The sequence below is a fragment of the Actinoplanes awajinensis subsp. mycoplanecinus genome (assembly GCF_001509495.1).
In the GTDB taxonomy this organism is placed as follows: domain Bacteria; phylum Actinomycetota; class Actinomycetes; order Mycobacteriales; family Micromonosporaceae; genus Actinoplanes; species Actinoplanes palleronii.
The window spans coordinates 85,492-109,907 of sequence record NZ_LLZH01000310.1 but is presented as its reverse complement, the minus strand read 5'-3'; the positions used below and the strand labels follow the sequence as shown (position 1 = coordinate 109,907).

30 protein-coding genes and 2 pseudogenes are annotated in these 24,416 nt (G+C 68.2%); 13 read left to right on the top strand and 19 right to left on the bottom strand.

From position 1 onward, the window contains the following. Both ADL15_RS39990 and ADL15_RS52135 read right to left on the bottom strand, forming a co-directional pair. Positions 1 to 457 (bottom strand): NmrA family NAD(P)-binding protein (locus tag ADL15_RS39990; protein WP_232344850.1); only part of this gene is annotated, 457 nt, incomplete at its 3' end. Between the two features lie 215 nt (positions 458 to 672). After that, the gene (locus ADL15_RS52135) at positions 673 to 789 is read right to left on the bottom strand and encodes a CAP domain-containing protein (RefSeq protein WP_232344849.1); all 117 of its coding nucleotides are present in this window, start codon (positions 787 to 789) and stop codon (positions 673 to 675) included. 14 nt (positions 790 to 803) lie between these two features. Here ADL15_RS52135 and ADL15_RS39985 point away from each other — a divergent pair, with 14 nt between their 5' ends. After that, the gene (locus ADL15_RS39985; RefSeq protein ID WP_067703067.1) at positions 804 to 1,166 is read left to right on the top strand and encodes an Lrp/AsnC family transcriptional regulator; all 363 of its coding nucleotides are present in this window, start codon (positions 804 to 806) and stop codon (positions 1,164 to 1,166) included. 22 nt (positions 1,167 to 1,188) lie between these two features. On the opposite strand, the gene ADL15_RS39980 is transcribed toward ADL15_RS39985, so the two are convergent. Together ADL15_RS39980 and ADL15_RS39975 are read right to left on the bottom strand one after the other, a co-directional pair. Continuing rightward, a complete protein-coding gene (locus tag ADL15_RS39980) occupies positions 1,189 to 1,977 on the bottom strand; it encodes an SDR family oxidoreductase (protein WP_083972341.1) in 789 nt (262 codons plus the stop codon). Between the two features lie 9 nt (positions 1,978 to 1,986). Next, entirely contained in the window at positions 1,987 to 2,349 is a 363-nt protein-coding gene (locus ADL15_RS39975; RefSeq protein WP_067703063.1) for a nuclear transport factor 2 family protein, read from the bottom strand. Between the two features lie 79 nt (positions 2,350 to 2,428). Here ADL15_RS39975 and ADL15_RS39970 point away from each other — a divergent pair, with 79 nt between their 5' ends. The 4 genes from ADL15_RS39970 to ADL15_RS39955 all read left to right on the top strand — a co-directional run bounded on the left by ADL15_RS39970 (position 2,429) and on the right by ADL15_RS39955 (position 5,617). Beyond that, positions 2,429 to 3,223, top strand: coding sequence for a MerR family transcriptional regulator (locus tag ADL15_RS39970; protein WP_067703061.1), 795 nt, complete (start codon positions 2,429 to 2,431; stop codon positions 3,221 to 3,223). Between the two features lie 175 nt (positions 3,224 to 3,398). Further along, on the top strand, positions 3,399 to 4,538 hold the full coding sequence (locus ADL15_RS39965) for a hypothetical protein (protein ID WP_067703059.1): 1,140 nt from the start codon (positions 3,399 to 3,401) through the stop codon (positions 4,536 to 4,538). Between the two features lie 240 nt (positions 4,539 to 4,778). Further along, positions 4,779 to 5,261, top strand: a complete 483-nt coding sequence (locus ADL15_RS39960) for a hypothetical protein (protein WP_157441895.1) — start codon at positions 4,779 to 4,781, stop codon at positions 5,259 to 5,261. Then, complete coding sequence (locus ADL15_RS39955; RefSeq protein WP_067703048.1) at positions 5,261 to 5,617, top strand: hypothetical protein; 357 nt, start codon at positions 5,261 to 5,263, stop codon at positions 5,615 to 5,617. The genes ADL15_RS39960 and ADL15_RS39955 overlap by 1 nt, the downstream gene beginning before the upstream one ends. 496 nt (positions 5,618 to 6,113) lie before the next feature. Here ADL15_RS39955 and ADL15_RS39950 read toward each other — a convergent pair whose 3' ends face one another. Both ADL15_RS39950 and ADL15_RS39945 read right to left on the bottom strand, forming a co-directional pair. Further along, on the bottom strand, positions 6,114 to 6,749 hold the full coding sequence (locus tag ADL15_RS39950) for a hypothetical protein (RefSeq protein WP_067703045.1): 636 nt from the start codon (positions 6,747 to 6,749) through the stop codon (positions 6,114 to 6,116). Positions 6,750 to 7,043: 294 nt separating this feature from the next. Beyond that, positions 7,044 to 7,463 (bottom strand): DUF6086 family protein, encoded by a 420-nt coding sequence (locus ADL15_RS39945; RefSeq protein WP_083972339.1) that lies wholly within the window; start codon positions 7,461 to 7,463, stop codon positions 7,044 to 7,046. 328 nt (positions 7,464 to 7,791) lie between these two features. On the opposite strand from ADL15_RS39945, the gene ADL15_RS53570 reads away from it, so the two are divergent. Then, positions 7,792 to 8,568 carry a hypothetical protein gene (locus ADL15_RS53570; protein ID WP_067703043.1) on the top strand — a complete coding sequence of 259 codons (777 nt, stop codon included), beginning with the start codon at positions 7,792 to 7,794 and terminating at the stop codon, positions 8,566 to 8,568. Here ADL15_RS53570 and ADL15_RS52125 read toward each other — a convergent pair. Further along, positions 8,536 to 8,828, bottom strand: a pseudogene (locus tag ADL15_RS52125) (transposase family protein); the annotation flags it as partial. The gene ADL15_RS53570 and the pseudogene ADL15_RS52125 overlap by 33 nt on opposite strands. A gap of 41 nt (positions 8,829 to 8,869) precedes the next feature. Here ADL15_RS52125 and ADL15_RS39935 point away from each other — a divergent pair. Both ADL15_RS39935 and ADL15_RS39930 read left to right on the top strand, forming a co-directional pair. After that, the gene (locus ADL15_RS39935) at positions 8,870 to 9,097 is read left to right on the top strand and encodes a hypothetical protein (protein WP_067703041.1); all 228 of its coding nucleotides are present in this window, start codon (positions 8,870 to 8,872) and stop codon (positions 9,095 to 9,097) included. A 202-nt stretch (positions 9,098 to 9,299) separates the two neighbouring features. After that, positions 9,300 to 9,560: a mycothiol transferase gene (locus tag ADL15_RS39930; protein WP_067703038.1), complete on the top strand. Its 261-nt coding sequence runs from the start codon at positions 9,300 to 9,302 to the stop codon at positions 9,558 to 9,560. Positions 9,561 to 9,782: 222 nt separating this feature from the next. On the opposite strand, the pseudogene ADL15_RS52120 reads toward ADL15_RS39930, so the two are convergent. The 4 genes and pseudogenes from ADL15_RS52120 to ADL15_RS39915 form a co-directional block, all read right to left on the bottom strand. Next, positions 9,783 to 10,118 (bottom strand): annotated as a pseudogene (locus ADL15_RS52120) (ATP-binding protein); the annotation flags it as partial. Positions 10,119 to 10,157: 39 nt separating this feature from the next. After that, positions 10,158 to 10,928, bottom strand: a complete 771-nt coding sequence (locus ADL15_RS39925; RefSeq protein ID WP_067703035.1) for a phosphotransferase — start codon at positions 10,926 to 10,928, stop codon at positions 10,158 to 10,160. A 16-nt stretch (positions 10,929 to 10,944) separates the two neighbouring features. Continuing rightward, entirely contained in the window at positions 10,945 to 11,421 is a 477-nt protein-coding gene (locus tag ADL15_RS39920) for a glycine-rich domain-containing protein (RefSeq protein ID WP_067703033.1), read from the bottom strand. Between the two features lie 57 nt (positions 11,422 to 11,478). Further along, entirely contained in the window at positions 11,479 to 12,417 is a 939-nt protein-coding gene (locus tag ADL15_RS39915; protein ID WP_067703032.1) for a JmjC domain-containing protein, read from the bottom strand. A gap of 183 nt (positions 12,418 to 12,600) precedes the next feature. On the opposite strand from ADL15_RS39915, the gene ADL15_RS39910 reads away from it, so the two are divergent. Together ADL15_RS39910 and ADL15_RS39905 are read left to right on the top strand one after the other, a co-directional pair. Next, positions 12,601 to 13,884, top strand: a complete 1,284-nt coding sequence (locus ADL15_RS39910) for a helix-turn-helix transcriptional regulator (RefSeq protein WP_067703114.1) — start codon at positions 12,601 to 12,603, stop codon at positions 13,882 to 13,884. A 26-nt stretch (positions 13,885 to 13,910) separates the two neighbouring features. Further along, complete coding sequence (locus tag ADL15_RS39905; protein WP_067703030.1) at positions 13,911 to 14,285, top strand: hypothetical protein; 375 nt, start codon at positions 13,911 to 13,913, stop codon at positions 14,283 to 14,285. Positions 14,286 to 14,923: 638 nt separating this feature from the next. Here ADL15_RS39905 and ADL15_RS39900 read toward each other — a convergent pair. From ADL15_RS39900 to ADL15_RS39875, 6 genes are all read right to left on the bottom strand, one after another. Beyond that, a complete protein-coding gene (locus ADL15_RS39900; protein WP_067703028.1) occupies positions 14,924 to 15,373 on the bottom strand; it encodes a hypothetical protein in 450 nt (149 codons plus the stop codon). Positions 15,374 to 15,468: 95 nt separating this feature from the next. Next, positions 15,469 to 15,693 carry a hypothetical protein gene (locus ADL15_RS56910; RefSeq protein ID WP_067703027.1) on the bottom strand — a complete coding sequence of 75 codons (225 nt, stop codon included), beginning with the start codon at positions 15,691 to 15,693 and terminating at the stop codon, positions 15,469 to 15,471. 17 nt (positions 15,694 to 15,710) lie between these two features. Beyond that, a complete protein-coding gene (locus ADL15_RS39890; protein ID WP_067703023.1) occupies positions 15,711 to 16,598 on the bottom strand; it encodes an aldo/keto reductase in 888 nt (295 codons plus the stop codon). A gap of 12 nt (positions 16,599 to 16,610) precedes the next feature. Beyond that, a complete protein-coding gene (locus tag ADL15_RS39885) occupies positions 16,611 to 17,009 on the bottom strand; it encodes a DUF2255 family protein (RefSeq protein WP_232344848.1) in 399 nt (132 codons plus the stop codon). A 19-nt stretch (positions 17,010 to 17,028) separates the two neighbouring features. Next, positions 17,029 to 17,868 carry an oxidoreductase gene (locus ADL15_RS39880; RefSeq protein ID WP_067703012.1) on the bottom strand — a complete coding sequence of 280 codons (840 nt, stop codon included), beginning with the start codon at positions 17,866 to 17,868 and terminating at the stop codon, positions 17,029 to 17,031. An 87-nt stretch (positions 17,869 to 17,955) separates the two neighbouring features. Next, positions 17,956 to 19,347: an MFS transporter gene (locus ADL15_RS39875; protein WP_232344851.1), complete on the bottom strand. Its 1,392-nt coding sequence runs from the start codon at positions 19,345 to 19,347 to the stop codon at positions 17,956 to 17,958. Positions 19,348 to 19,448: 101 nt separating this feature from the next. Between ADL15_RS39875 and ADL15_RS39870 the strand changes: the two genes are divergently transcribed. After that, on the top strand, positions 19,449 to 20,333 hold the full coding sequence (locus tag ADL15_RS39870; RefSeq protein WP_067703010.1) for a helix-turn-helix transcriptional regulator: 885 nt from the start codon (positions 19,449 to 19,451) through the stop codon (positions 20,331 to 20,333). On the opposite strand, the gene ADL15_RS56045 is transcribed toward ADL15_RS39870, so the two are convergent. After that, positions 20,228 to 20,500 (bottom strand): metallophosphoesterase family protein, encoded by a 273-nt coding sequence (locus ADL15_RS56045; RefSeq protein ID WP_067703005.1) that lies wholly within the window; start codon positions 20,498 to 20,500, stop codon positions 20,228 to 20,230. The genes ADL15_RS39870 and ADL15_RS56045 overlap by 106 nt on opposite strands. Positions 20,501 to 20,813: 313 nt before the next feature. Here ADL15_RS56045 and ADL15_RS39860 point away from each other — a divergent pair, with 313 nt between their 5' ends. Continuing rightward, on the top strand, positions 20,814 to 23,375 hold the full coding sequence (locus ADL15_RS39860; RefSeq protein WP_157441894.1) for an ATP-binding protein: 2,562 nt from the start codon (positions 20,814 to 20,816) through the stop codon (positions 23,373 to 23,375). Position 23,376: 1 nt separating this feature from the next. Here the strand turns inward: ADL15_RS39860 and ADL15_RS39855 are convergent, their stop codons facing one another. Beyond that, positions 23,377 to 23,991: a response regulator transcription factor gene (locus ADL15_RS39855; protein ID WP_198171209.1), complete on the bottom strand. Its 615-nt coding sequence runs from the start codon at positions 23,989 to 23,991 to the stop codon at positions 23,377 to 23,379. Positions 23,992 to 24,130: 139 nt separating this feature from the next. Between ADL15_RS39855 and ADL15_RS39850 the strand changes: the two genes are divergently transcribed. Continuing rightward, positions 24,131 to 24,403 carry a hypothetical protein gene (locus ADL15_RS39850; protein ID WP_157441893.1) on the top strand — a complete coding sequence of 91 codons (273 nt, stop codon included), beginning with the start codon at positions 24,131 to 24,133 and terminating at the stop codon, positions 24,401 to 24,403. The last annotated feature ends 13 nt before the right edge of the window (positions 24,404 to 24,416 follow it).

Here is a 24,416-nt window from a genome sequence, read left to right as displayed (position 1 = left end):
ACTCGACGAAGAACGCGTCCGCCTCGGCCTTCGCGTCGAAGTGCGGCACCTTGTACTTACCCAGCAGCGTCGGCATCCGCGGGTCGTCGACCGGGATCAACTCCCGGGTGTCCTCCAGCGTCGACCACACCACATGCTTGACGCCGGCCTTCTGCACCGCGTCGATCAGATTCCGGACGTACGCCTGCTCCTTTTCCGGATCCATGTGCGTCCAGAAATCGGTGACCAGAAACGCCCCGTGCGCCCCCTCGAACGCCTCCGCCAAACCCGCCGGATCGGAATAGTCACCGGCCACCACTTCAGCGCCCAGCTCGGCCAGCTCACGCGCCTTGACCGAGGTCACGTCCCGCGTCAACGCCCGCACCGTGAACTCGCCGCCACCGGCCAGGATCGCCCGCACCACACCACTGCCCTGAGCACCAGTAGCACCAACAACCGCGATCGTCTTGCTCGCCATCAGAACCACTCCCTGGGGTTTTCCCGGCTCTTTGTGGGCCGTTATCCCGCTCAACCACACCCCCACCCGGCTTATTTCAAATTTGTAGTACCTGTGTGGACGGTCACTCCGACGATCACGGGCCGTCGACCGGCCGGCGAATTTCTGCAGGCCAGAGGGGTCGGCAACGCGTGATGCCCCGCGCTTGGGGGAGCGGCGGGGCATCGGTGCGAGGATCAGTAGCCGAAGTCCTGGGTGTAGTACGGGGCGCCGTTGGCGGCGTAGACCGCGCCGACGCCGACGGTGGTGGACTTGCAGTTGAGGATGTTGGCGCGGTGTCCGGGGCTGCGCATCCAGGCGCCGACCGTTGCTGGACGCGCTCGCCCGGGGCGGGCGGCTCAGCTACGCGGAACTGGCCGCCACCACCGGCTGGCCGGAGTCGACCACCCGCCGCCGGGTGCACGAGCTGTTCGAGTCCGGGACGCTCTACACCGATGTGGAGATCGAGCCGGAGCTCTACGGGTTCCGCGTCCCGGTCCTGCTCCGGCTGACAGTGAGCCCGTCCCGGCTGGCCGCCGTCGGTACCGCGCTTCGCGAGCACGAGGAGATCGTCTTCGCGGCCGCCACCACCGGCCCGACGAACCCGCAGGTCCTCGTGATCGGTGTGGAGCGCATCGAGTCGGAGCCGCTGCTACGAAACGTCAAGCAGCTCGGCACGGTGCGCACGTGACTGCTCGAACCCGTTTGCCGGCTCAGACGGTCGGGACTGTTCCCCCATCGATCACGTACTCGGCGCCCACGATGGCCGAAGCGCGGTCCGAGACCAGGAACCCGACCAGGTCGGCGACCTCCTCGGTGTTGGCGAACCGTCCCAGCGGTACGCCTCCGAGGGAGTCGTAGATGCTCTGCTTGGCCTGGTCGCGGCTGATCCCGTTGCCCTCGGCGATGCGGTCCACGAACCTCTCGTAGGCCTCCGTCTCGATCCCGCCGGGGCTGATCGCGTTGACCCGGACGCCGCGCGGGGCGGGCTCGTTGGCGAGCCCCTTGCTGTAGGTGCGCAACGCGGCTTTCGCTGCCGCGTAGGCCAGCGACGCGTCGTACAGAGGAAGTTCACGCTGGATCGAGGTGAAGTGCAGCACGACCGCCGACCCGGACTCGATCATCGCCGGGAGGAGCGCGCGATCGAGCCGCACCGCGCCGAGGAAGTTCAGGTTCAGCTCGATCATCCACTGCTCGTCGGTGATGACCGCGAACCCACCGGACGGCGTCGAGGCACCTCCGACGACGTGCACCAGGATGTCCAGTGCGCCACCGGTCTCGGCGATCCGTCCGGCCACCGCCTTCGCGCCCTCGACCGTCGAGGTGTCGGCCTCGATGAACCGGTCGGGATACTCGTACCCCTCGGGCATCGTCCGGGCCGTCACGTAGACGTCGGCGCCCATCTCCCGCAGTCTCTCGACGACGGCGTTGCCCGAGCCCTTCGATCCGCCGGTGACCACAGCACGGCGTCCATCGAGACGATCACGATCTGACGTAGGCATGCGTGCTCCTCAAGATCCGTGGTTGGCGATGACGAGTTCCGTGACGACGTCCTCACGGATCGTGAACCGGTAGTCGAGCTCGGCGACGCCGCCCGGGAAGGTTCCCTCGAGCCGCAGGGTCACCACCCAGTGGCCGTCGTCGACGCGGGCAGCACCGATCTGCTCGGTCGTGTACTCGAACTCGGCGCCGGCGTCCCGCAGGAACGCGTGAATCCGCTCCCGGCCGCGGAAGGACTCGCCCTGATCGACGGCCACGGCGTCCTCGGCGAAGAACGACGATGCCGTGCCGGCGTCGCGGACGAGGTGAGCGGCGAGGAAACCGCGGACGGTGGCGGGCAGTGCATCGGACCGGAGGCCGTTCTGGTGTGTCATAAACCCACCGTGCGGCCTCGCGGCACCGGAGGGTCAAACGTTGGACTCTCCCCCCTGGGAGAGCCTTCATACTGCGGGGGTGCTGACCATCGGGGAGTTCTCGCGCCTGACCCACCTGAGCGTGCGGACCCTGCGCCGGTACCACGAGGGCGCCCTGCTGGAACCCGCCGTCGTGGACGAGACCTCCGGCTACCGCTATTACGCCGTCGAGCAGATCCCGACCGCCCAGGTCATCAACCGGCTCCGCGAACTCGACGTCCCCCTGAGCGACGTGCAGCGCATCCTGCGGTCCCCGGACCCCGGTGCCCGCGCGACCCTGATCGCCGACCACCTCCAACGCCTGGAGGCCGAACTCGACCGCACTCGAGCCGCGGTCGCGTCGCTGCGCCGCCTGCTGCGGCCCGACCCCGCGCCGATCGCGGTGGAGCTCCGCGCCGAGCCCGCCCGCACGGTCGCGGCGGTGGCGGCCGTGGTCAACGAGGGCGAGGTCGACGCCTGGTTCGCGGGCGCCATGGCCGAGTTGGCGGTGGCCGTCGGCGACGCGGTGACCGGCCCACCGGGTGGCACCTACGACAACTCCCTGTTCGAGCAGGGCCGCGGTCACGCGTTGGTCTACCTGCCGACGGCCGCTCCCCCTCGTACCGGGCGGGTGCACGCCGCGACCCTGCCCGCCGCAGAACTGGCCGTGGCCACCCATATCGGCGAGCACAATGGCATCGAGGTCACGTACGGCGAACTCGGCACCTGGGTCGTGCAGAACGCGATGTCGGTGGCGGGGCCGGTGCGGGAGGTCTACCTCGTCGGACCTCGCGACGCCAGCGACCCGGCCGCGTGGCGCACCGAGATCGGGTGGCCGGTGTTCCGAGTGACCTGACCGGTCTGAACCGTCGCCGGCGAATCGAGCCCCAGCCCGGCCGAGGATGCGTCCGGGTCGCGAGGAACACGGTGTCCACGATGCGGGACCGCGGGGATGTTCATCGATCTGAAACGGGTCTGACACCCGTACTTTCGTGGTGTCCGGGTTACCTCCGGGCGAGCGGAGGCGGCAGGTGAGCGAGCAGAGCGACAAGGCGTCGTCGGTGAAGGGGCACGCGGGTTTCAGGGCGCGCTTCTTCACCGGCACGCCGGCGTCGGGCCGACCCACCGTCCCGTTCAGCGGCCGCCCGCCGACCGGCCCGACTCCCTCGGTCCCGTTGACCGGTAATGCCCCTCCCCTGCCGCCCAGCACGTTCACGGAGGAAATGCCGTTCGCGGGGCGTCCGGTCAGTGCCCCACCTGCCTGCACCCGGTCCCCCGGCAACCCACCGCCCCGGGTCTCGTTCGCCAACGAGCCCACGGAGCAACTGCCCGTCATCACCGCGGCCCCGGGACAGCGCCGTCCGCCGCCGCCGCGGGCCGCGGGACGGGTCGTCCTCATCTACGAGCAGCAGATCCGCAAGCCGTGGCGGCTGCTGCTGTGCACGGCGTCGATCGTGTCGCTGACCGTGGGAGTGGTCCTGGGGCAGACCGAGGCCTACCGGACGCCCACGCCGCGTTCGACCGCTGCCGCGCAGCCTTCCGACGTCGTCCAGACGGTTACGCCGTTGACCGCCCCGCTCAGCACCATCACGCAGCGACGACTCGAGATCGCCGGACCGGCGACGACGCTGCGGATCCGCACCGCCGATCTGGGTGAGTCGCTGTACAACATCGCCCCGCTCGACCCGAGCTCCTCGGTCCAGATGACCGAGACCGGCGACGGCACGCAGCTCACGCTGGTTCCCGCAGCGACCGGCACGGCCGGTGCCGAGGTGGTGCTCAGTTCCAAGGTCCGCTGGACGCTGAAGCTGACCGGCGGGACCGCCGAACTCGACGTGGACTCGCGGGCCGGTGGCCTGATCGGCGCCGAACTGGTGGCCGGAGTGTCCCGAGGCGTGCTGCGGTTGCCCGAACCCAAGGGCACGGTTCCGATCTCGGTCACCGGCGCGGTCGGTGAGCTGACCGTCCGCACCGAGGCGCACGCCCCGGTGCGGGTCCGGCTGGGCAAGGGCGCCGGCCTGGCCACGGTCGGCGGCAAGGCCCGGCGCGGGGTCAAGGCCGGCACCACCCTCCGGGACGCCGGTTGGGCAAAAGCCACTAACCGGTACGACGTACGTGTCACCGCCGACGTGAGCACCCTGCTGGTCGAGCGGATCCCAGCCACCGACTGACCGTTCGCAGCCGGTGACCCGATATCGGGATGCCGCCGACCCGCAGTCCCCTCAGCCGGGGGCGCCTGCGTCCGCGGCCGCCGCGGTGGTCAGGTAGGCCTTGATGCCCGGCGGGGACGGGTCGACTGTCATGGGCGGCATATTCTCCCCGCACGGCGACCGACGGACGGAGGCAGGCCGGAGGGTGAACAGCGGGTGCGTCCGCTGGACTACGCCGTTCTTTGAAACTACTTTGAAGGTATGCCTCCTATGGACGAGACGAACTTCTCGGACCTGATCAACAAACCGAAGGACACCCTGGCCGGGCTCACCGCATCCCGGACCAGCGCGGTGCGGCTGCGCCGGCGCGGTGAGGACGCTGATCTGATGCTGACCACCGCGGACCGCTACGAGCGAGAGCAGGCCATCGTGGCGACCGCCGCGGTGTTGCTCGCCGAACTGCTGCGCGACTTGGACGCGTTCACCGACGTGCAGCTGCGCCGGGTCATGACCGCCACGTTCCCCTGGTCGCGGTTCCTGGACGACGACGACCTGCGCGAGTTCGCCGGCGAGCTGGCCGGCACCATCCGCGCGGCCGCGGACCTGGAGAACCTGGCACCGGTGACCACCGTGATCACGGCGTGGAAGAACTCCGCCGAGGTCTACGCCGACCCGAACCTGGTCCGGGTGCTGACCCAGCCCGCCGGGGACTACGGCGTGATCAGCGCACCGGGAGCACCCTAGTGAACCTGCAGCGCGGCGGACCGATCCCACCGCCGGTCGGGCCGGGCGAGTGGGAGATCCTCTGCGGCACCCGCGAGGCCCGCACCGGCTGGCCCGAACTCGAACGCCAGGCGCCGAACAACGTGGCCCGCGCCCACCAGGTCCTACGCACCGACCCGGCCCCGGCGACCGAGACCGAGCGGCAGCACCGGCTGCGCGGCAAGCGGTTGGGCACCGGCGAGTACAAGGGCAAGGTCCTACCGCAATGGCAGTACGAGGTCACCGGCGCCGGCCGGATCTGGTACCTCGTCGACGCCGACGACCACCGCGTCATCGTCATGCACGCCGGCCCCGCACACCCCAAGGCCACCGAGTAGCCGTTCGACCATATGACCGCTAACGATGCCTGCCGATATCGGCATAGTCTGCCGCCCTGGACCGCAGCCCCACTGTCCGGACCGCATGATCGCGACGGGAAGAAGGTCTCCCCGCCTGCAGACGGGGAGGCCATCTGCGCCTGCGATCAGGTCAGGCCTGCGCAGGCCGACTCCGGTGCCCGGGCGCTGGCCTACCCAGCAGCGTCAGCGCGGTGCGCCCCTCCCGGAGAGGCTGCAGATCACCCTCTAAGACGGACGCTGATCTGTCCGTCCACTGCTCGGGCCTCCCTCAGGGCCGTCTTACTGGTGAGAGCACCTATCCAACTGTCGCGAATTCTCGACTCTGTAAGGCCGACCTGCCTACGCTATGTCATCGAACTCGAATTTACGCTTACCTGCTCGCGGCGAGCCGCGCACCATGATCCCGGTCCGGCGCGGGGAGTCAGGAATTGATTTAGGTGCGGCCAGGGCGGGCCGGCGCGGACGTCGTGGTGGGTCAGAGCCAGTCGGCGTTGCTCAGCAGCCGGGCCCGTAACTCGCGGGCGGGCTTGCCGCGATAGGACTCCAGCACGTCGTAGAGCAGCTCGCGTACGTCCGGGTCGGGGTGGTCGGCGAGGAACTCGAGCTCTTCGGCGCCGCCCCGGCTGCGCGCGCCGAGGCCCCACAGCGCGTCACAGACATCCTCCACCGTCACCGCGCCGCGCAGCTGCGCCATCAGCTCAGGCTTGGTCCTCCGGGACCGGAAGTCCTCGTCCGGCAGACGGCGACGCAGCCGGGCCGCCTTGGGGGTGCCGGGTTGCATGCAGGCCGGACAGGTACACGGCCGGACGCCGTGCGCGTCCGGTTTGTGCCGCCAGCCGATGCCCTGCGCCACGCTTCGGACTCGACGCACGTCGCCGGCCGAGATCGCACGGGGCACGAAGATCTCGAAACCACGCGGATCAGCTGCCTCGCGCACCAAGGCAACGGCCCGCGCAGCCGGGCAGCGCTCCGGCTCCCGGTTGTACCGGCCGACCAGGACCGGCTCGTCGTCGGAAATGCGCAAGTCGACGGCGGCGAGCACGCCCGGGTGCCAGCGCCGCAGCTCGCGTACCCACTGGTGGGTGAGGGTGTAGGAGGTGAGCACCGGCATGCAGTAGACGCCCCGTTCACCGTCTGCGCCGGGACTGCGTGCGGCAACGCCGGAGCGGACGATTCGCCGCGCCCGGTCTGCGGCAGTGAGATGCACCAGGTTCGCCATTGCGGCGCAGCGTAGCCAAGCCCCCGCCGATCGCACCAGCGGATTCGCCACCCCACCGCACCGCCATCTGCCCTCGCTACTGGTGAGACCGCCTGTTCAACTGTCACGAGTTCTGCTTTGAGGGCAGCTCTACTCCCTCCGGATGCTCACCCATCGTGACGCATTTTCTCGCCAGAGGTCCGCGGCTCAGACCGGCATGTCTTGGGCGTGCTCCTCGGCAAGGGCCCGCAACCGTTCGGCATCGCCGAGAGGCGAGATGCCGATGGGCCCGACCGAGACGTCGCGCGTGTCGAGCGCGGGAGTGACCGCCAACGCCGGAACGTTGTGCCCGGCGCGGTGGACCATGACGAGCGCGGTGGCGGTGAAGCCCTCCAACAACGATCTGAGGATCGCATGGCTGGACGAGAGGTACTGATGCACGAGTGCGTCAACGAACACGATGAAGGCATCGAGGTCGATCTCGTACTCGTCTGCCATCACCGGCCCGATCCCGGTCTCTAGTCCCACTACGGGGGCGACCGCCTCGCTGGTACGGAAGAAGAGCTCCGCGACGCGATTGGAAGGGTTCCACAAGACCAGGTCACCGGCCTGGAAGTATTGGCTCACCTAGACATGATCGCCGATGGACGCTCGCCCCGGACACGTTACAAGCTCGGCGACCCCGATGCCGCACGCGGCCGAACGGCGACGCGGGTCACGGCAAAGCCCTCTCCTCGGGTCCCCGGAGGGCCGGCCGTTCGGCGAAACGCCGGAATCTTCGCAGCCGGGCGCTTCGCTTCTTCGGCGGCGGTTCTTGTGAGCGCCGGGCATGGACGTTCCACTGCGGGGCCTCCTGCTGCCGCCCTGGGCTGTCGGCATTGACCATTTGTGGTTACCCGCGCCTGTTAAGATCCACATCGCTCACGCGATAATTTGCCATCATAAAGGATACGAAATGCCTGACGCAGGAAAATCTCCGGTTTACTCGGCCTCCGAGATAGGCGCCGTCGTCCTGGAATTCCTAACCTTTCTGACGACTCTGCACCGCGACTCCGCCGGTCTCGAGATGCCGCCACCGGGAGGGTGGCCCAGTTACACACCCGAGAACTGTGCCGGCTTAAAGTCCGATCTTGTCATTGAGGTTCTGAGAAACCTCCCGTACCTCCGCAGCTTCGATAGCCACGAGGACAGCCTGGGACAAATCCACTACAAATCATGCCTGCTCGACTACACCACGTTCGACAGCGAAATTCTCACGGAGAGTGAATACCTCTGGGAGTACGTATCCGACGGAGGCGATGAATCCGTTCCCGACCACGTCTTCATTTTTTCTGAGGGCCGCGAGAGCGGGGGCCGAACTCTTTTTCTCGACGTATTGCATGGCAAGGTCATCGAAGTAGAGATCCGAGGTGGAAATGAACCAATCATTCAGGACATCAAAGAATATTTCGAAGAGTTGAAGAAAAAATACCGGAATCTTGAGCTCATCCCCATACCGCACATGGAAATGGTGGAGCTCGGAGCGGTGGGAATGCATCCGGGAGAACCGGACGAGGAGGTGAGCAAGGAGGAAATCATGATGCAAAGCGATCCCGACTGGGATAGCGACCTGGACATTCAATACACTCAGCAGCTCTACCGAGCGTTCGGGTGGCCGGATAATTTCCGTAGGGTCGAGGCGTTCCGCGAGCTCCGTGAGTTAATTGAAGCCCGATACGCAGCATCTGAATGAAATATTTTTGACAGTTCGGGACCGATGAGCCTTTTCATCGTGACGGTGCAGGTGCAGGACGAAGATGGCCTGCACGATCGGGGTTGCCCGGTGCGGGCTGCAGCGGAGTTCCGTCAGGATCTTCCAGGTCTTGAGGGTCGCGTCGGCGCGTTCGCCGATGGCACGATCCGGCCGTGAGCCCGGTTGACCTTCCTCTGCCAGCCGGAACGTTTCGGCCAGTGGCGGCGCCGTTTGAACGGAGTCCGGATGCTGCCGCAAGCTGTGTGTTGCGATCCGCACGACCACCTTCAGTGCTGATGCGGTGCTCGATGACTGGGGCCGGCAGTTTCGAGGTCACGAGGCGATCCGCGGATGGAGCGATCGGGAGAACATCGGCGCGTACGCCACCTTCGACATCACCGGGGTGCAGCAGGACAGCGGACGGTATGTGGTGGCGGCGACGGTGGGCAGCGACGGTTTCAACGGACCGAGCCATTTCGTCTTCCGGGTCGAGGACGGGCTCGTGAGCCACATGAAGATCACCGCCTGATGCCACGCCTGCCGAAGTTCCTGGCGGCCGGACTACTACTCCTGACCGGGTCGATGGTGCTGGGTTCGCTGCTGATGCCCGGACCGTCCGCGGCAGTGGTGTTCGTGCCGCTCTGGTATCTCGTCGCGGTGGTCAACGCAGCGCTCGGAGTGCATTCTGCGGGGTATCCGCTCCGCTCGGAGATCGCGGTGTTCGCGCTGCGATGTTCGGGGTGCCGGCCGGCGCCACCCGGGACGAGACCGTCACCAGCCTGGTCGCCGGCTACCAAGCCACCATCGCGCAGGCGAACCGGGTCGTCGAGACCTGGACCGACCTCACCCAGCCGGCACCCCGGCCCCCGGGCCGAGGCGCCTTACCACCGTCACAGCGCTGGGTCCTGGTCCACATGATCGAGGAAATCGGACGCCACGCCGGCCACGCCGACATCCTCCGCGAACAGATCGACGGCTCCACCGGCCGTTGAGGGCCTGTCGCCACGCTGATGAGCACGGCTGAGGACGGGGCGACGCTCACCCGCGGCGTGACCGCAGCCGGGCGGGCCGGCGGTGACGTGCCCCGAAGATGGCCAGCGGGATGGCCGTCGCCAGGACAAGCGTGATGACGGTCCCCATCCTGCATACCAGCCGGGCCAGGCCTCGAGGGACAGCAGGAAAGGCAACACCAGGGCGGGCGCCGTTAGGGCCGATCAGCCCAGCCGGCACCAGGTGCGCGGTTTGCGCCAGCACCGCAAGCGAGATCCAGTAGTTGTTGATCGCGGCTGGCAACGCTCCACGCACCAGCTCGCACGGGAGACGTGATCGGGGCTCATGCCGGGCCGGCTGGTCTCAATGACCTCGCCACCGTGGGCCTCGGTCGGTTTGCGAACGACGGCCAGCCCCAGCCCGCTGCCGCCGGTCGCACGGCCGCGGGATTCATCCGTACGCCAGAAGCGGTCGAAGATCTTCTTCTGATTCTCGGGGTCGATGCCGACGCCGGTGTCGGTGATCTCCATGACCAGGGCCCGGTCGGTGGTGGCGGTGCGGACCGCGACCCGCCAATGTCGATCGGCGAGGTGGCTGGTTCAGTTGCGAAACGCCGACCATTGGGACGTCCAGCCCGCGAGGTCATGCATCCAGGCCGCGGTTGATCCGGCCGCCTTCGACGCCCACTTCTCCGCGTTCCTCGTCGCGAAATAGTCCAAGACCTCAGGATCGGTCGACTGCCACACGCGATGGCGGGCCAGCCACTGATCGGCCTGCTCCGGGGTGTGGCCGGCGCTGATCAGCCACGGGGTGAGCATGGCCAGCTCGACCCACGGCGCGGCTTTGGTTGCCATGGCCCAGTCGACGATCCGGAGGCCGTTCGGTGTCACGATCAGGTTGGCCGGGCCGAGGTCGGTGTGCACGAGCGTGTCGCCGTCCATTGACGGGTGCTCGAACCCGAGCCGCGCCTTTGGACTGAACAGCGGCGCATCAGGTGCCGGTGTCTCTCCGAGTACCGCCAGCACATCCTCAAGAAGGGCCAGGTCGGGGCTTCCCGGGGACAGGTCGGCGTGCGGGCCTTCGCAGTGTTCGAAACCCACCACCAGCCACCCGGCCGCCTCGAAGTGCCAGACGACCGCGGGTGAGTGAGGCCCGCTGACGGCCTCGCTCACCCGCAGCTCGAAGCGCAGTGACCGGACACCAAAATCGGTGTGGGCCGCCTTGACGAACACCTTCCCGTTGGTGCCGGTAACGGTTGCGGCTATCTCCGCGTGGTCACCGGTCGTGGCGGGGGCGACGTGGAGTCCGCCGACGCGCTCGGCTACCTCTGTCGTGACGGACTCAGGCAAAGCGGTCCAGTCGATGCGCATTGATCAGGTAGCCCTTTCAGATCCCCGGGTTCGGCGGGCAGCAGGACTTCGCCTCGCCGTCCCAGAACTCGGGGTCGATGTAGTAGCCGGTCGCCTCAAGTGCCTGGCGGGTGTACTCCATCGAGGAGCCGTCCGCCATGCCCTCGGTCAGGATCGGCACGTGGTGGACGAATCCTCCCGCGATCTGTTCGCAGGCGGCGGCGTACGGCTCGGTGTGTTGCAGCGACACGTGCCAGGCCGCGTCGACCGGCTCGGTCGGGACGACGCGGTAGGACCGGCCGTCTGGCAGCAGCCGACCGAAGTCGGGGTCGTGCTTCGAGTCAGCGTGGGCCTTCAGCATGAGCAACATCTGCCCGACGGCCCGCCGGGCGTAGGTCTTGGTGACCTCCTGCTCGGCAGCGAAATGCAGGGCTAGCTTGTCGAAGGTCTCCGGATCGACGAGGGACTGGGGGTCGTTGTCGGCCTGAACCGGCAACGTGGTCGCGAGGGTCACGATTACTCCTTGGGGTGTATGGATCGCCGGCGCCGGATGCGCCGGGGAAATCCCTGATCAACGAACCGATGGACGGTGGCCGACCTGGCTAGGTGCGTGGGAGATGTAGTCCACGTTCGGTTCGGTGCGAGCGTGCTGGAGCAGTTCAGCGGCCAGAGTGCTGACGTCGGCGCGGGCCAGCCAGTCCGTCAGCAGGTCGCGCGCCTCGGCGACCTGATCGGCGAAGGCGGTGGGGTCGACGACGCCGGCAGGCGGGATGACTCGCCGCAGCGGGGTTGAGCTCAGCGCGGTCTGGGCCAGTTGTCCGGCGATCCAGTAGCCGGTGCGCTCGCGGGCCACGAAGGTCACGTGGACGCTTTCCTCGGTCTGACCACGCGCGTGCGGGTTGTGCATCCAGCCGCGCGGGAGCATCAGGATCTGTCCGGGGCCGAGGTCGAACTCGAAGTCAGGCCGCATCGATTTCATGCGGTCGAGGACGTCGCTACCCGGCTCGGTGTTGGACGCGAACTGCTCGCGGTGCGGTTCTTCGACCCCCGGCTCCCAGATCTGCCAGGTCTTGCGTCCGGCGAGCTGGTAGACCAAGCCCATGTTCTGGTCCCAGTGGTGATGTAGACCTTGTCCGCCGGCTGGGGTGACAAAGCCTGTGGCGTAGGTGCCGTAGCCGGTCTCGTCCTGGATCGCGGAGCAGATCGCGTGCACTGTGGGACACCATCGGTGCAGGTTGCGCAGTTGGATGGTGTAGCCCCGGCCGCGCCACTTCGCGACTTTGCCGGGGTCGAGGTAGCCGTCGGTCGTGTACGCCCGGGAGTGCAGCGCCGCCCCGTCCTTGATCACGATGAGCTGCTCTGCAGGTGCGGTACCGGTGTCGAGGTAGCCGTTGATGAGGTCCGCGTTGACGATGCGGGGAAGGCGGCTGTCGTCGGGCGGCGTGTGGAGCGCCGGCTTGGTCGGCCAGGCGGTCATCATGTCGCTGACCGTGGCCTCGTCGAGCAACATCGAAAGAGTCATTCTCACTCCAACGTCCGGTAAGAAGGCCTTGAGGACCCCTCTAGCAAAGCGATACGAGCGTCCATAGAACACGGCGCGAGGGAGGCATCTGTGATGCATCTCTGCGGCGCACCCGCTCGAGGTTCAGTCGTCCCGTAGGCTTGGCGACGACCAGGTTTAGCGGAGGTGCTCATGGCATCGCGACGAAGCCGTTTGATTCGGCGCCGCGAGGAAGTGGGCTTGAGTCAAGAACGACTTGCGACTCTGATCGCGTCCGACCGCACCACGATCGGACGTATCGAGCGAGGCGAGACCGCGCCGCAACCCCAAACCCGGGACCGCCTCAGCAAGGCGCTTCAGGTGACCCCTGAGATGCTCACCGAGCTGCTGAGCCATGATGGCGATGCGCCTTCCACCGCCGCTTCCGCGATCGCCGTGCCCGGCGCAATCGTGGCCGCTTCACACACGACGGGTGTCTTCGCCATGTACCGCCGCGATCTACTTCGCCTTCTCGGTCTCGCTGGAACGCTGATCTGTGTTCCCCCGGTCGCGGAGTCCGATAACCCATACGCGATTCGACGATCCGCAGACCTGCAGGAGCTCCGCGACTTCAACACCCACCTCTGGCAGGTCTTCGGCCTATCCGCGACCAAGCACCTCGTCTATCCGCTCGCCCAGGACCAACTCCACGTGCTCATCGACCGCTTGGACAACGCCAGGTCCGAGGCCGAGCATCGCCAGTTGTGCACCTTGGCGAGCGAACTGTTTCAGCTCACCGGCGAGATCTTCTTTGACAGCGACCTCTATGCCGACGCCACCCACTGCTACAACCTGGCCGCCTCTGCGGCCAAGGAAGCCGGCGCGTACGACCAGTGGGCATGCGCGCTTACCCGCAGCGGGTACGTCAGCCTGTATGACCAGCAGTACGACCAAGCCGCGAAAATCCTTTACGCTGCCGGCCGCGTAGCCGCCCGCGGGGATGGCCAACTGGCAACCCGCTACTGGGTTGCCTCTGTCCAAGCTCATGCGGCCGCAGCTCTGCATGACGTGGATGGCTTCAAACGGGCCTGGTCGCTTGCCGAACCCATCACCGGAGCACGAGATCTGATCAATCCCGGCGGCTGGCTCCGCTTCGACGGAAGCCGCCTCGATGAAGAACGCGGCGCCTGCCACCTGACGCTCGGGCAGTCTGAACTCGCGGCTGGCGCGCTGGCCGCAGCCTTCACGCGAAGCATCTCGCCGCGCCGACGAGGCAGCCTTCTGGTCGATCTTGGAGTGGTGGGCGTGCGCAGACGTGATGCGGACGAGGTACTGCAGCACGGCCACGCCGCAGTCGACATCGCGGAACAGTCCTGTTCGCCCGGCTTTCTCGGCCGGAGACTCCAGTCGCTGCAAACGCAGCTACACCCCCTCGGAAGTGAACCTCGTATCGTCGCTCTCGACGAGCGGATCACGGGAGTCCTTACTTCCGCCTGATCGACCTACCCACCGGAGGATTGCTGATGATCGACCATGGCCGTTTGTTCCGCGAGGCATGGATCGAGGGTGTACGGCGCCACTTTCCAGGTGAACCGAAGCCTGGCTATGTGGCGCCGTGGGAGGAAACTCCGGAGTGGGAGCGCAGCGCCGCCGCCGCGGTCTGCGGCCAAGTCTTGGCGTTCATAGACATGAGCGATGGTGCCGTGGCGAAGCTCAGCCGCGACCAGCGCGGCCGATTCGTGGCCCTTTGCTGGACCGCGCAGATCTACCGCGCATTCACAGACCCCAAGCCATCATATGTCGCCGACTGGGATCAGCTCCCTCCCTGGCAGCAAGCAGTCGACTCGGACATCTTTGACGCCCTCGAAAAGGCTGCTGCACAGGATGCATCAACCTGAGCCTCGGATATCGATCGTCAGCGCGCCCGCGTCACGGCAAAGGTGCTTCCTCCGGCCCGCGACCTCCGGCATGACGTAACCAGCCACTCAGCGTTAAGCACAGCTTCCAGCCGAAGTTCGATGTAGAACTAGCGGAATCTTCCAATGCCGCGCCCAACTCAAGCAACCAGCCGCCTACGTTGCGGGAACTCGGCCGCAGGCCAGCGGCAGCGTGATGGATCAACGACACGTATCGAATACCCCCCGTTCCGGGAACCACACCCGACCCTCTTGACAGCCGGGAACGCCACGCGTCAGCCACCCTCGCCGGTGACCACAGCACCCCCAGTCCCGGGACACCTGCGGTGCGACAGCACACCACCAGCCAGGATTTCCCGGGATAACAGGGGCCATGATGGACTTATGCGCCGGAGTGATTACGCATGCGACAACGAGCGCCGAATATCGGCCACCGCGAGCGCCACCCGGCAAGGTCAATGTCGCTGAGTTCGAGCGCCACCCCGCGCCCGGGGCAACGAGGTGACCTGCGGCAACTCTGGTGGCCGGAAACTCAGGAACACCACGCTGGGTCGCCGCGGGCCGGCGCTGCTGGTCAGTGACACGTGGCTCTCGAGGTCACCGACAAAACCACACTGTGCTCAGCTGGGTCGTTCCATCAGGAGATGTATCTCCTCAGCGATGGCCTTCACCGCCTCAGGTGCGCAGGCGGCAAGGACGCGATCCGGCCAGGGCCGCAGCTCCGATCGAAACTCCGGCGGTTTGGTCCCGCCAGGCGAGATCATCGGCGCCCAGATTGGTGACCAATCGGAGACTCGCAGGGCGGCGGCTACCGCAAGGCGGCGCTGCGCGAGGTCTGTAGTCACCTCAGCGACTGACCACACGCGCATGTGCTGGTCGGTGATCCTGGCGGCCAAAGCGACCACGATGGGCAGCATATTCTGGCGAACCATTGCAGGGATCAGTGTGACGGCAGTGATGTGGTACCACGGCTCAAGCTCCGAGTCGACTAACTTAATCGCTTCCTGACAGAGTCTCAGCGCCCTTTGCCAGTCGCCGATTAATGCAGCGGCGGCCGCCAACTCCGCCAAATCAACACTGGGCGCGTCCCGGTCACCTGACCGGGCGATCTCCTCCGCCCGGTCGAAATTGTGGTCGGAGATCGCAAGGTAAGTGGTCGAAATGGTTACGCCGTTGAGCGGGTTGGCAATGCGGGCGGCGGCGCCGCCAACAGCGGCGCGATGGAGTCGCCTCGACAGGCTTGCTGAACCGCCACCCAGCCAATGGCGCGGTGGATGGTGCGGATCGATTCGGCGTCGTCGCTGCCGGCGCCGGTGTACCCGTGCGACATGCCCATCGCACCCAGGCCGATCCGGGAGACCTCGAGGTCACCGAGTGTCGCGGTACGCATGATGCTCCTTCACGAGGTCAGGCTTCGGGGATCTCACGGCCGAAGTTCGCCAGGGTGATCGCCGCCGGCTCGGGGCCGCCGCGCTTGCCGGTGTCCAGCGCGTCGATCGTGGCGAGCTGCTCGGCGCTCAGGTCGAAGTCGAAGACGGCGAAGTTCTCGGCGATCCGCGCCGGCTTGGTGGACTTCGGGATCACCTGGCGGCCCTGCTGCAGGTGCCAGCGCAGCATCACCTGCGCCGGGGACTTGCCGTGTGCCTGCGCGATCTCGCCGATCACCGGGTCCTGCAGGGTGCTGGTGTGCTCGCTGTCGCGGTAGAACGTGATGCCACCGATCGGCGACCACGCCTGCGTCAGGATGTGGTGCTTCGCGCCGAGGTCCTGCACCTCGCGCTGGGCGAAGTACGGGTGCACCTCGATCTGATTCACCGCCGGCACCACCGTCGCCTTCTCCAGCAGCGCGGTCAGGTGATCGACCATGAAGTTGCTGACCCCGATGGCGCGGACCTTGCCGTCGGCGTAGAGCTTCTCCAGCGCGCGGTAGGCGTCCAGGGTCTTGTCGAAGTCCGACGGCAGCGCCTGGTGCAGGATCAGCAGGTCGACCTGGTCGACGCCGAGCTTCGCGGCGCTCTTGTCGAAGCCGTGCAGCGTCGCGTCGTACCCGTAGTCGCTGATCCAGATCTTGGTCTCGATGAAGACCTCGGAGCGGTCGACACCGGAGGAGACGATGGCCTCGCCGACCTCGCGCTCGTTGCCGTACGCGGCGGCGGTGTCGATGTGCCGGTAGCCGCTCGACAGCGCGGCCTGCACGGCGGCGCGGGTCTCGTCGGGCGGGGTCTGGAAGACGCCGAGGCCGATGGCGGGGATCTCGACGCCGTTGTTCAGGGTCAGGTTCGGGACGGTGGGCATGAGGGTGTCCTTTCAGTTGCCGGGAAGCAGTCGGATGGTGACGTCACGGGCCTGGTCCCCTACGACGGAACCGACGATGGCGGGCCCGTAACGGTGGTATTTGCTGTGGTAGGCGGCGTCGATGCCCGGGTGGACGTCCGGGCTCGCGGGTTCGGCGAACGTCACGTCGCGTTCCAGGCCACCGGCCCGGATCCGGCCGGTGCCGGCGCGTAGCGCGCGGACGTACCAGCCGTTGGCGGGGCCGCGGGCCGAGCGGACGTACAGGTCGTCACCGGCGCGGACCACCCACATCGTCACGTACGGCCGCAGCGTGCCGTCGGCGCGCGGCGTCGCGAGCCCCAGCTCCTCGGCGTCGCCGACGGCGGTCAGCTCGTCGTCCGTCCAGGCGGTCATCATCGGTTCGGGTGTCACGGTGTCTCCTTCGGAAAGCTCAGCGCGGTCCGGTGTGGTCGGTGCCCGCGCTCAGGTCCCGCCACGTCTGGAGTTCGGCGCGCTGGTCGTCGAGCGTGCGGCCGATGACGGTGACGGCGTCCGAGCCGAGCAGCAGCAACTCCGGAGCCCGGCCGGAGTCGACCGCGGTGATCAGCGCCTGCGCGGCCTTGGCCGGATCGCCGGGCTGGGTGCCGTGCACGGTGTCGTGTTCCTTGCGGCGTTTGCCCGCGGTCTCGGCGTAGTCGTCGATGACCGTGGCGGACTGGGTCAGCGACCGGCCGGCGAAGTCGGTGCGGAACGCGCCCGGCTCGACCGCGGTGACCGTGATCCCCAGCGGCGCGAGCTCCTTGCGCAGCGAGCCGGACATCCCTTCCAGGGCCGCCTTGGTCGCGGAGTAATACCCGGAGCCGGGCGGGCAGAGCCGCGCCCCGATCGAGGAGATGTTCAGGATCGTGCCGCCGCGCCGCGCGCGCATCCCCGGCAGCACCGCCTTGATCATGGCGACCGCCCCGAAGAAGTTCGTCGCGAACAGCCGCTGCACGTCGGCGTCGTCGCCTTCCTCGACGGCCGCGCGATAGCCGTACCCGGCGTTGTTGACCAGCACGTCGACGCCGCCGAAGCGCTCCTGCGCCTGCCGGACCGCCGCGGTGACCTGCTCGGCGTCGGTGACGTCCAGCGACACCGCGAGTGCCGTGGCGGGGTGCGCGTCCGCGAGGTCCTCGACCGTGGCCGCGTCGCGGGCGGTGACGACCGCATGGTCACCGCGGGCGAGCACCGCTGCGGCGAGGGCGCGGCCCAGGCCGCTGGAGCAGCCGGTGATCAGCCAGGTGGTGGTCATGCGGTGGCCGCCGAGATGCGGATCAGGGACGTGGTGGCGCGGCGGTCGATGGCGCCGTAGGGAGTGGCACGCATGGCGGTGGTCCTTTCAGGTGCAGGCGCCGCGCAGCAGCAGGCTGGCGGCGGCGGTGAGCAGGATGAGTACGGCGGTGGCCGTGAGGCTGATCTGCAGGCCGATGCGGAAGTCGGCCTGAGCGGCGACGACGGCCCCGAACCCGGCGACGCCCAGCGACCCGCCCAGCTGGCGGAAGGTGTTGAACACTCCGCTGGCAGTACCCGCTCGTTGCGGCGTGACACTGTCCAGGATCAGCGCGGTGGTCGGCGGCACCGTGAACGAGCCACCCACCCCGACCGGGACCATGACCGCGGCGACCAGCCAGATCGGGGCGTCGCCGGGCAGCAGCACCAGGCCGAGCAGCCCGGTGACCATCACCAGTTGGCCGCCGATGATCGTCGCGGCCCGGCCGAACCGGGCCGCGATGCGGGCAGCCAGCGGGTTGAACGCGGCGACCAGGCCGGTCATCGGCAGGAACAGCAGTCCGGTGACGAGCGGAGACGCGCCGCGCTGCTGCTGGAAGTACAGCGATTGCAGGAAGACGACGCCGTAGAACCCGGCCATGTTGATGAAGCCCACGGCCAGGGAGATGCTGACCGCCCGGGACCGGAACAGGTCCAGCGGCACCATCGGATGCCTGCCCCGCACCTGCGCGGTCAGGAACACCGCGGACGCGACGAGCGCCACCCCGAACGCGGTGAGGATCCGCGGGCTGGCATAACCGAACTCCCCGCCCTCGATGACCGCGAAGGTCAGCCCGCCGAGGGCGAGCACCGCGGCGATCTGCCCGGTCGCGTCGAACGGCGTCACGGTCCGCGGCGAGTCGGCGGCCCGGCGCAGCACCAGCACGGCGACCGCGCCGACCGGCAGGTTCAGGAAGAAGATCCACCGCCAGTCCAGCTGGGTCAGCGCGCCGCCGAGCACCGGACCGGCCGCGGCCGCGATCGACCCGCCCATCGCCCAGTAGGCGATCGCCCGGGCCCGGGCCGCCGGCTCGTGGTAGGCGGCCCGGATCAGGGCGAGCGAGGTCGGGGTGACCAGCGCCGCGCCGATGCCCTGCACGATCCGCGCCGCCACCAGCCAGCCGAGACTCGGCGCGAAACCGCACCCCGCGGAGGCCACCACAAAGATCAACATCCCGATTTGGTACGCCCGGCGCGCGCCGATCCGGTCGGCGAACGTCCCGGCGAACAGCAGCAGCGCCGAGAACATCAGCGTGTACCCGGTGACCACCCACTGCAGCCCGGACAGGCTGCCGCCGAGATCCGTGCTGATGTCGGGCAGCGCCACGTTGACGACCTGGGTGTCCAGGGTGACGACGGCGAACCCGAGCATCGCCACCGCCAGCGACGCCCGCGACCCGTTGGCAGTCTGTGCCTCGCCGGTGTCGCCGTCGCGGGGAAGCATGGTGGTGGAACGTGACATGGTCACCAGCAAACCCCCGGTCGCGGCCGGCAGGGAGACACCAGGCAAAGGGGTACCAGCAGGGACTCCTTCTCGCCGGATCAGCTGCCTAGGGTGGGTTCATGGACAACCGCGACGAGGTACGCGCGTTCCTCACCTCCCGCCGGGCGAAGGTCAGCCCGGAGCAGGCCGGGATCCCCGCGTACGGCAGCCGCCGGGTCGCCGGGCTGCGCCGCGGTGAGGTCGCCGCCCTGGCCGGGGTCAGCGTCGAGTACTACACCCGGCTCGAGCGCGGCAACCTCGCCGGCGCCTCCGACAGCGTCCTGGAAGCGGTTGCCCGCGCCCTGCGGCTCGACGACACCGAGGCCACGCACCTGCACCACCTGGCGCGCGCCGCCGGGCCCACCCCGGTCCGTGCCCGCACCCGCCGCGACAAGGCACCCGAGATCCGCCCGGCGGTGCGCCACGTCCTGGACTCGATGACCGGGGTGCCGGCGTTCCTGCGCAACCACCGCTTCGACATCCTGGCCGCGAACCCGCTCGGCCTGACCCTCTACTCCCCCATGGTCGCCGCGAGCCCGGCACTGCCGGTGAACTCGATGCGGTTCAGCTTCCTCGACCCGCACGCCCAGGCGTTCTACCCCGACTGGGCACAGGTGGCCCGCTCGGCCGTCGCCGCGCTGCGCATCGCTGCGGCCCAACACCCCGACGACCAGCAGCTGATGAACCTGATCGGCGAGCTGTCGATGCGCAGCGAACCGTTCCGCGGCTGGTGGGCCACCCAGGACGTGTTCGTGCACCGGCACGGCACGAGACGGTTCCGCCACCCGGCCATCGGCGAGTTGGAGCTGGCCTACGAGGGCTTCGAACTGTCCGGAGACGACAACCTGACGCTGCTGACCTACAGCGCCGTCCCGGGCACCCCCTCCGGCGACGGCCTGGAACTGCTGGCCACCTGGGACGCGACGAGCGAGAGCGCCCCGGCCCCGGTGCCGCGGCTGACGTAGAGCTGGGTGTCGCCGTAGCGTTCCAACCCGGCCACGGTGGGGTTGGCCAGCTCGGCGAGGTACTTCCCGGGCCACAGCTGACCGCCGTGGGTGTGCCCGGACAGCTGCAGGTCCACGCCGTACCGGACGGCGTCGTCGATCACCACGGGCTGATGGGCGAGCAGCACCGCGGCCCCGGTGCCGGTGCGAGGTCCTCATCCGCTCATAGGCACCACGGTTGTCAACGGACGGGGAGCCATCCGCACGACCGCCCCGGCGAGCAGCAGGCGGCGAAAGGTCAATCCGACCCCCTGGCGCACGCCGCCGGCCAGACCGCACCGGCCGGCGGGGACCGGTCCAGTGCCCGCGTGCCCGTTGTGACAGCAGCCCCGAATCCGGACACTTACCGTGCAATCAGCGCATCGGCATGATGACGAGATGGGTGTCCGGTGGTCGCGCACGACCCTGCTTCGTACGATCATCACCTGTTCCGTCGCGGCGGTGGCGCTGCTCGTGGCCCTCGCGATCCGCTACGGGTGGTGGGGCGCCTACTTCGGCGACCCCGATCATGGCGCGTGGCCCTGGATCGAGAGACTGGGCTGGCTCATCGGTATCGTCTTCACCCCGCTGGGCGTCTTCTATGCCGCCGCCAGCTTGAGGCAGGCCATCGAGCAGGCACAGCGCCCGGCTACGCCACCGGTTTTGCCGCGGGATCCTTCGCTGCTCGATCGTGACAGCACCTTCGCGTCGTTGCGCAGGCGGCTGATCGACGGTCCCTGGGGCGTCATCGCGGTGACCGGGCCGCCTGGCATCGGCAAGTCACGGCTCGTGGAGGTCACTGTCGCCCACGTCGAAAAGGAGCTCGGCGACGTCCGGGTCTGTGCCACACACACCATCGAGCCGCAGGGTCGCCTCGACGTTCGGGAGCTGATCGCCGACGTCACCAATGACCGCTTCGGCCCCGTCGTACTCGAAACGGGCCAGACGCTGTCGGGCCAGCTCCGGGCTGCTCTGGAGGCAAGCGAGAACCGCCGGATCGTCATCGTCATCGACTCTGCGGACAACTTGTGCCTGCCCGGCGGCCCCCGGCATCTTGATTTCCCGCTGGACGAGGCGATGGAGACCTTCGCGACCGAGCCCGGCCACAGGGTGGCCGTGATCCTGGTCAGCCGCCGGCCGATGGAGGCTCGCGGCTACGGCATCTGGCCCGATATGGAACCACCCATCGGCGTGGGACGGCTGCCCCAGGACGCCTTCGCGCAATGGCTCGCGAGGCTGAACGTCGATGGGCGGCTTCGCCTCGACGAGGTCTCCGACGCCGACCAGGTGACGCTGTATCGGCAGCTGCGGGGCAATCCGCACTGTGCCCGCCTGGTCGCGGCCACCATCACCCACGCGGTACGCCAGGTCAGCCTTACCGACCTGGTCAGGACGATCGGCAAAACAGACCTGCGACGCGTCCCGCAGACGCTCGCCGACCTGCTGACCAGAAGCATCAGCCCGCAGCGCCGCGACATTCTCGCAGCGCTGGCCGTCCTGGACACACCGGTCGACATGGCCGGGCTGATGGCGGTGCTCGCCGGCACGCCCGACGAAGGCATGGTGCGAGCCGACCTGGCGGCCCTGGAGTCCAGCGCGCTGGTCCGTGCCACCGAGGACCAGCAGTACTACCTGACGGTGGCGGACCCCGGCTGGCTCCTGCCCCGCGACGACGGTTTCCTGCGCCGGGCCGCCGAGCTGATGAAGCACCGGCAGAACGAGAGCATGCAGCAGCGCCAGGGAGGCGAGCCGCACACGATCGACCAGCTGCGCCCCGCCTTCGTCCGGGTCCGGTTGCTGCTCGACAGCGGCCGGCACACCGTCGCGTACGAGGTGATCGAGAAGCTGAGCGATCGCCTGAGCGACATGAACGCGAAGTTCCTCCTTCTGGCGCAGCGAGAAAGGATTCGCGGACAGACCGGTGAGCCGTTCCTGGAGATGGCCAACGAGAACGAACTCGGCGACATCTACGGCGACCTCGGCCGTTTCGACGACGCACATCGGTCCTACGGCATCGCGCTCAAACTCGCGGAGTCCTTCGATCCCCTGCTCCGGCGCCGAATCCTGGCCAACCAGGCGAACCTGTACCTGAAGAAGAACCAGGCCCAGGCCGCGTACAACAGCTATGAGTTCGTCCGCGCTCACGCCGGTCCCGGCGAGGCCGCACTCAAGGCCGCCGCACTGTTCGGCCTGGCAAGGTGTCACCGCCATTGGGGCCAGTACACCCAGGCGTTCGCCAGGGCGGACGAGGCACTCACGGTCGCCGGTGACTCCTCTCCCGAGCGGTCGGCGTGGATCCTCGCCGAGCTGGTCGGCTGGCAGCTGGACGTCGGCCAGGTGTCCCAGGCGGAGACCACTCTGGCCGACCTGCTCAGACTCGCTCCCGACAGCGACCACCGGTGGACCAGGAACATCCTCGACCTGCAGGCCGAGATCGCACTCGCCCATGGCGACACCGGCAAGGCCCGCGACCTTGCTACCGACGCCGCCGAACGAGCAGTGCAGGCCGGCGATCCCCGCGCCATCGTCGCGGCCTGCCTCACCCTGGGCCAGGCCCAGCTGCGCATCGGCGACCTGGACGAAGCGCTGCGGCACATCGAGCACGCCGACCGCTACCGCGGACGGGGACAGCAACTGATGGTGCTGGCTCTGCGCGCCGTCGTGACACAGCTGATGCTGCTGCCTTCGGCGGCCGGCCCGCTGTTCAAGGCCCTTTTCGAGGAGGCCTCTGATCGGATCCGGGAGGACGGCCAGGACTTCGGCTCCTACGCCATGCGAGGTCTCGCCCGGTGCGGCCTGCTGCTCGACGCCGTGGTAGCGCACGACCAGGTCTCGTTCGACCCGGACGTGCTCCAACCGGCCACCGACGACTTCACCGCCGCGGAGCAGCACAGCCAACGACGCGCGAAGGGCCGGCGCGACCGCGTCCTGGCCTTGCTCCGTCACCTGAACGATCAGGCGGAGGGCTCCTTACGGCCGGTCATGGAGCCGATGCTGACGACCCCGCCGCGCACCACATCCTGACTCAGCCCGCGCTGGACCCGTTCCCGCCGGGCAGCCAGCCGAGCTCCTGCGCCCGCATCACCGCCTGCATGCGCGTCCGCGTCCCGAGGTCGGTATAGAGGGCCTTCAACAGCCGGAACATGGCGCGCTCGGAGTAGCCGGCCTGACGCGCCAGGTCCGCCACCGTCGTCCCGTTCGACAGCTGACGCAACCAGGACAGCCGCTCTGCTGACGGCCGTACCGCATCCGCCGACGCACCAGTCAAGGCAGCAAGCAGCCCGGTGGGGAGCACGGACTGACCGTACGCCGTAGCTTCCACCGTCCGCAGCAGCACCTCCGGTTCCGCGGTCCGGGCCAGCACCGATGTGGCGCCGGCCCGGACCGCCCGGACACCGGCGTGCGTGCCCTCGTCGACCACGGCTACCACCTTGCATCCCCCGGCACCACTGAGTTCGCCGAGGACGTCCCACGCGTACCGGGACGAAAGAGTCAGGAGTACGAGGGCTCGCTCGTTGGTCCGAGGCCAGGCGAGCGCATCGGCCACCCGGTCCACGCGATGGCCGGCGGCGGACAGCACGGTCGCCGCTCCGATCCCGTACAGGGGAAGCGGGTCGACGACGACGACATGCAGGGCCACCGGCAAGAGCTAAGCACCCCGTCGCCCCTGGCCGAAACCTGACCTGATTCATGTCAGGTCACCGCCGCCATCGGTCATGCCCACGCGGCCTGCAGCAGTCCTAGCCTGGATCCACGATCGGCGAGACGTGGAGGAACCCATGGTCGACGGCGAAGACATCACTCCTCCGGAACACCACGTGATTCGCAGTTCCGACATGGCTTCCGGCTCACCGCCGCAGGGCCTGACCGGCCCCGATTTCCGCCTCATCGAGAAACGCGCTCTCCTGCGGACCGGCGACGGCGCCGCGGAGATCCACGAATGGGTGACAGCGCAGCCGATGCACGGTCACGTCACCCTCACCATGGTCCATTACGTGTTGAAGATGGTCCGCAGACCACGGGAAACGCCCCTTCCCGAGACGCTTCGCTGAGTTTCTCCGGCTG

Coding starts and splice junctions, on each gene's coding strand:
- ADL15_RS52135 (WP_232344849.1), bottom strand. CDS start 789: ATGCGCAGCCCCGGACACCGCGCCAACATCCTCAACTGCAAGTCCACC.
- ADL15_RS39980 (WP_083972341.1), bottom strand. CDS start 1,977: ATGCCTACGTCAGATCGTGATCGTCTCGATGGACGCCGTGCTGTGGTC.
- ADL15_RS39975 (WP_067703063.1), bottom strand. CDS start 2,349: ATGACACACCAGAACGGCCTCCGGTCCGATGCACTGCCCGCCACCGTC.
- ADL15_RS39960 (WP_157441895.1), top strand. CDS start 4,779: ATGCCTCCTATGGACGAGACGAACTTCTCGGACCTGATCAACAAACCG.
- ADL15_RS39950 (WP_067703045.1), bottom strand. CDS start 6,749: ATGCCGGTGCTCACCTCCTACACCCTCACCCACCAGTGGGTACGCGAG.
- ADL15_RS53570 (WP_067703043.1), top strand. CDS start 7,792: ATGCCTGACGCAGGAAAATCTCCGGTTTACTCGGCCTCCGAGATAGGC.
- ADL15_RS39930 (WP_067703038.1), top strand. CDS start 9,300: ATGTTCGGGGTGCCGGCCGGCGCCACCCGGGACGAGACCGTCACCAGC.
- ADL15_RS39925 (WP_067703035.1), bottom strand. CDS start 10,928: ATGCGCATCGACTGGACCGCTTTGCCTGAGTCCGTCACGACAGAGGTA.
- ADL15_RS39915 (WP_067703032.1), bottom strand. CDS start 12,417: ATGTTGCTCGACGAGGCCACGGTCAGCGACATGATGACCGCCTGGCCG.
- ADL15_RS39910 (WP_067703114.1), top strand. CDS start 12,601: ATGGCATCGCGACGAAGCCGTTTGATTCGGCGCCGCGAGGAAGTGGGC.
- ADL15_RS39905 (WP_067703030.1), top strand. CDS start 13,911: ATGATCGACCATGGCCGTTTGTTCCGCGAGGCATGGATCGAGGGTGTA.
- ADL15_RS56910 (WP_067703027.1), bottom strand. CDS start 15,693: ATGCGTACCGCGACACTCGGTGACCTCGAGGTCTCCCGGATCGGCCTG.
- ADL15_RS39890 (WP_067703023.1), bottom strand. CDS start 16,598: ATGCCCACCGTCCCGAACCTGACCCTGAACAACGGCGTCGAGATCCCC.
- ADL15_RS39880 (WP_067703012.1), bottom strand. CDS start 17,868: ATGACCACCACCTGGCTGATCACCGGCTGCTCCAGCGGCCTGGGCCGC.
- ADL15_RS39875 (WP_232344851.1), bottom strand. CDS start 19,347: ATGTCACGTTCCACCACCATGCTTCCCCGCGACGGCGACACCGGCGAG.
- ADL15_RS39870 (WP_067703010.1), top strand. CDS start 19,449: ATGGACAACCGCGACGAGGTACGCGCGTTCCTCACCTCCCGCCGGGCG.
- ADL15_RS39850 (WP_157441893.1), top strand. CDS start 24,131: ATGGTCGACGGCGAAGACATCACTCCTCCGGAACACCACGTGATTCGC.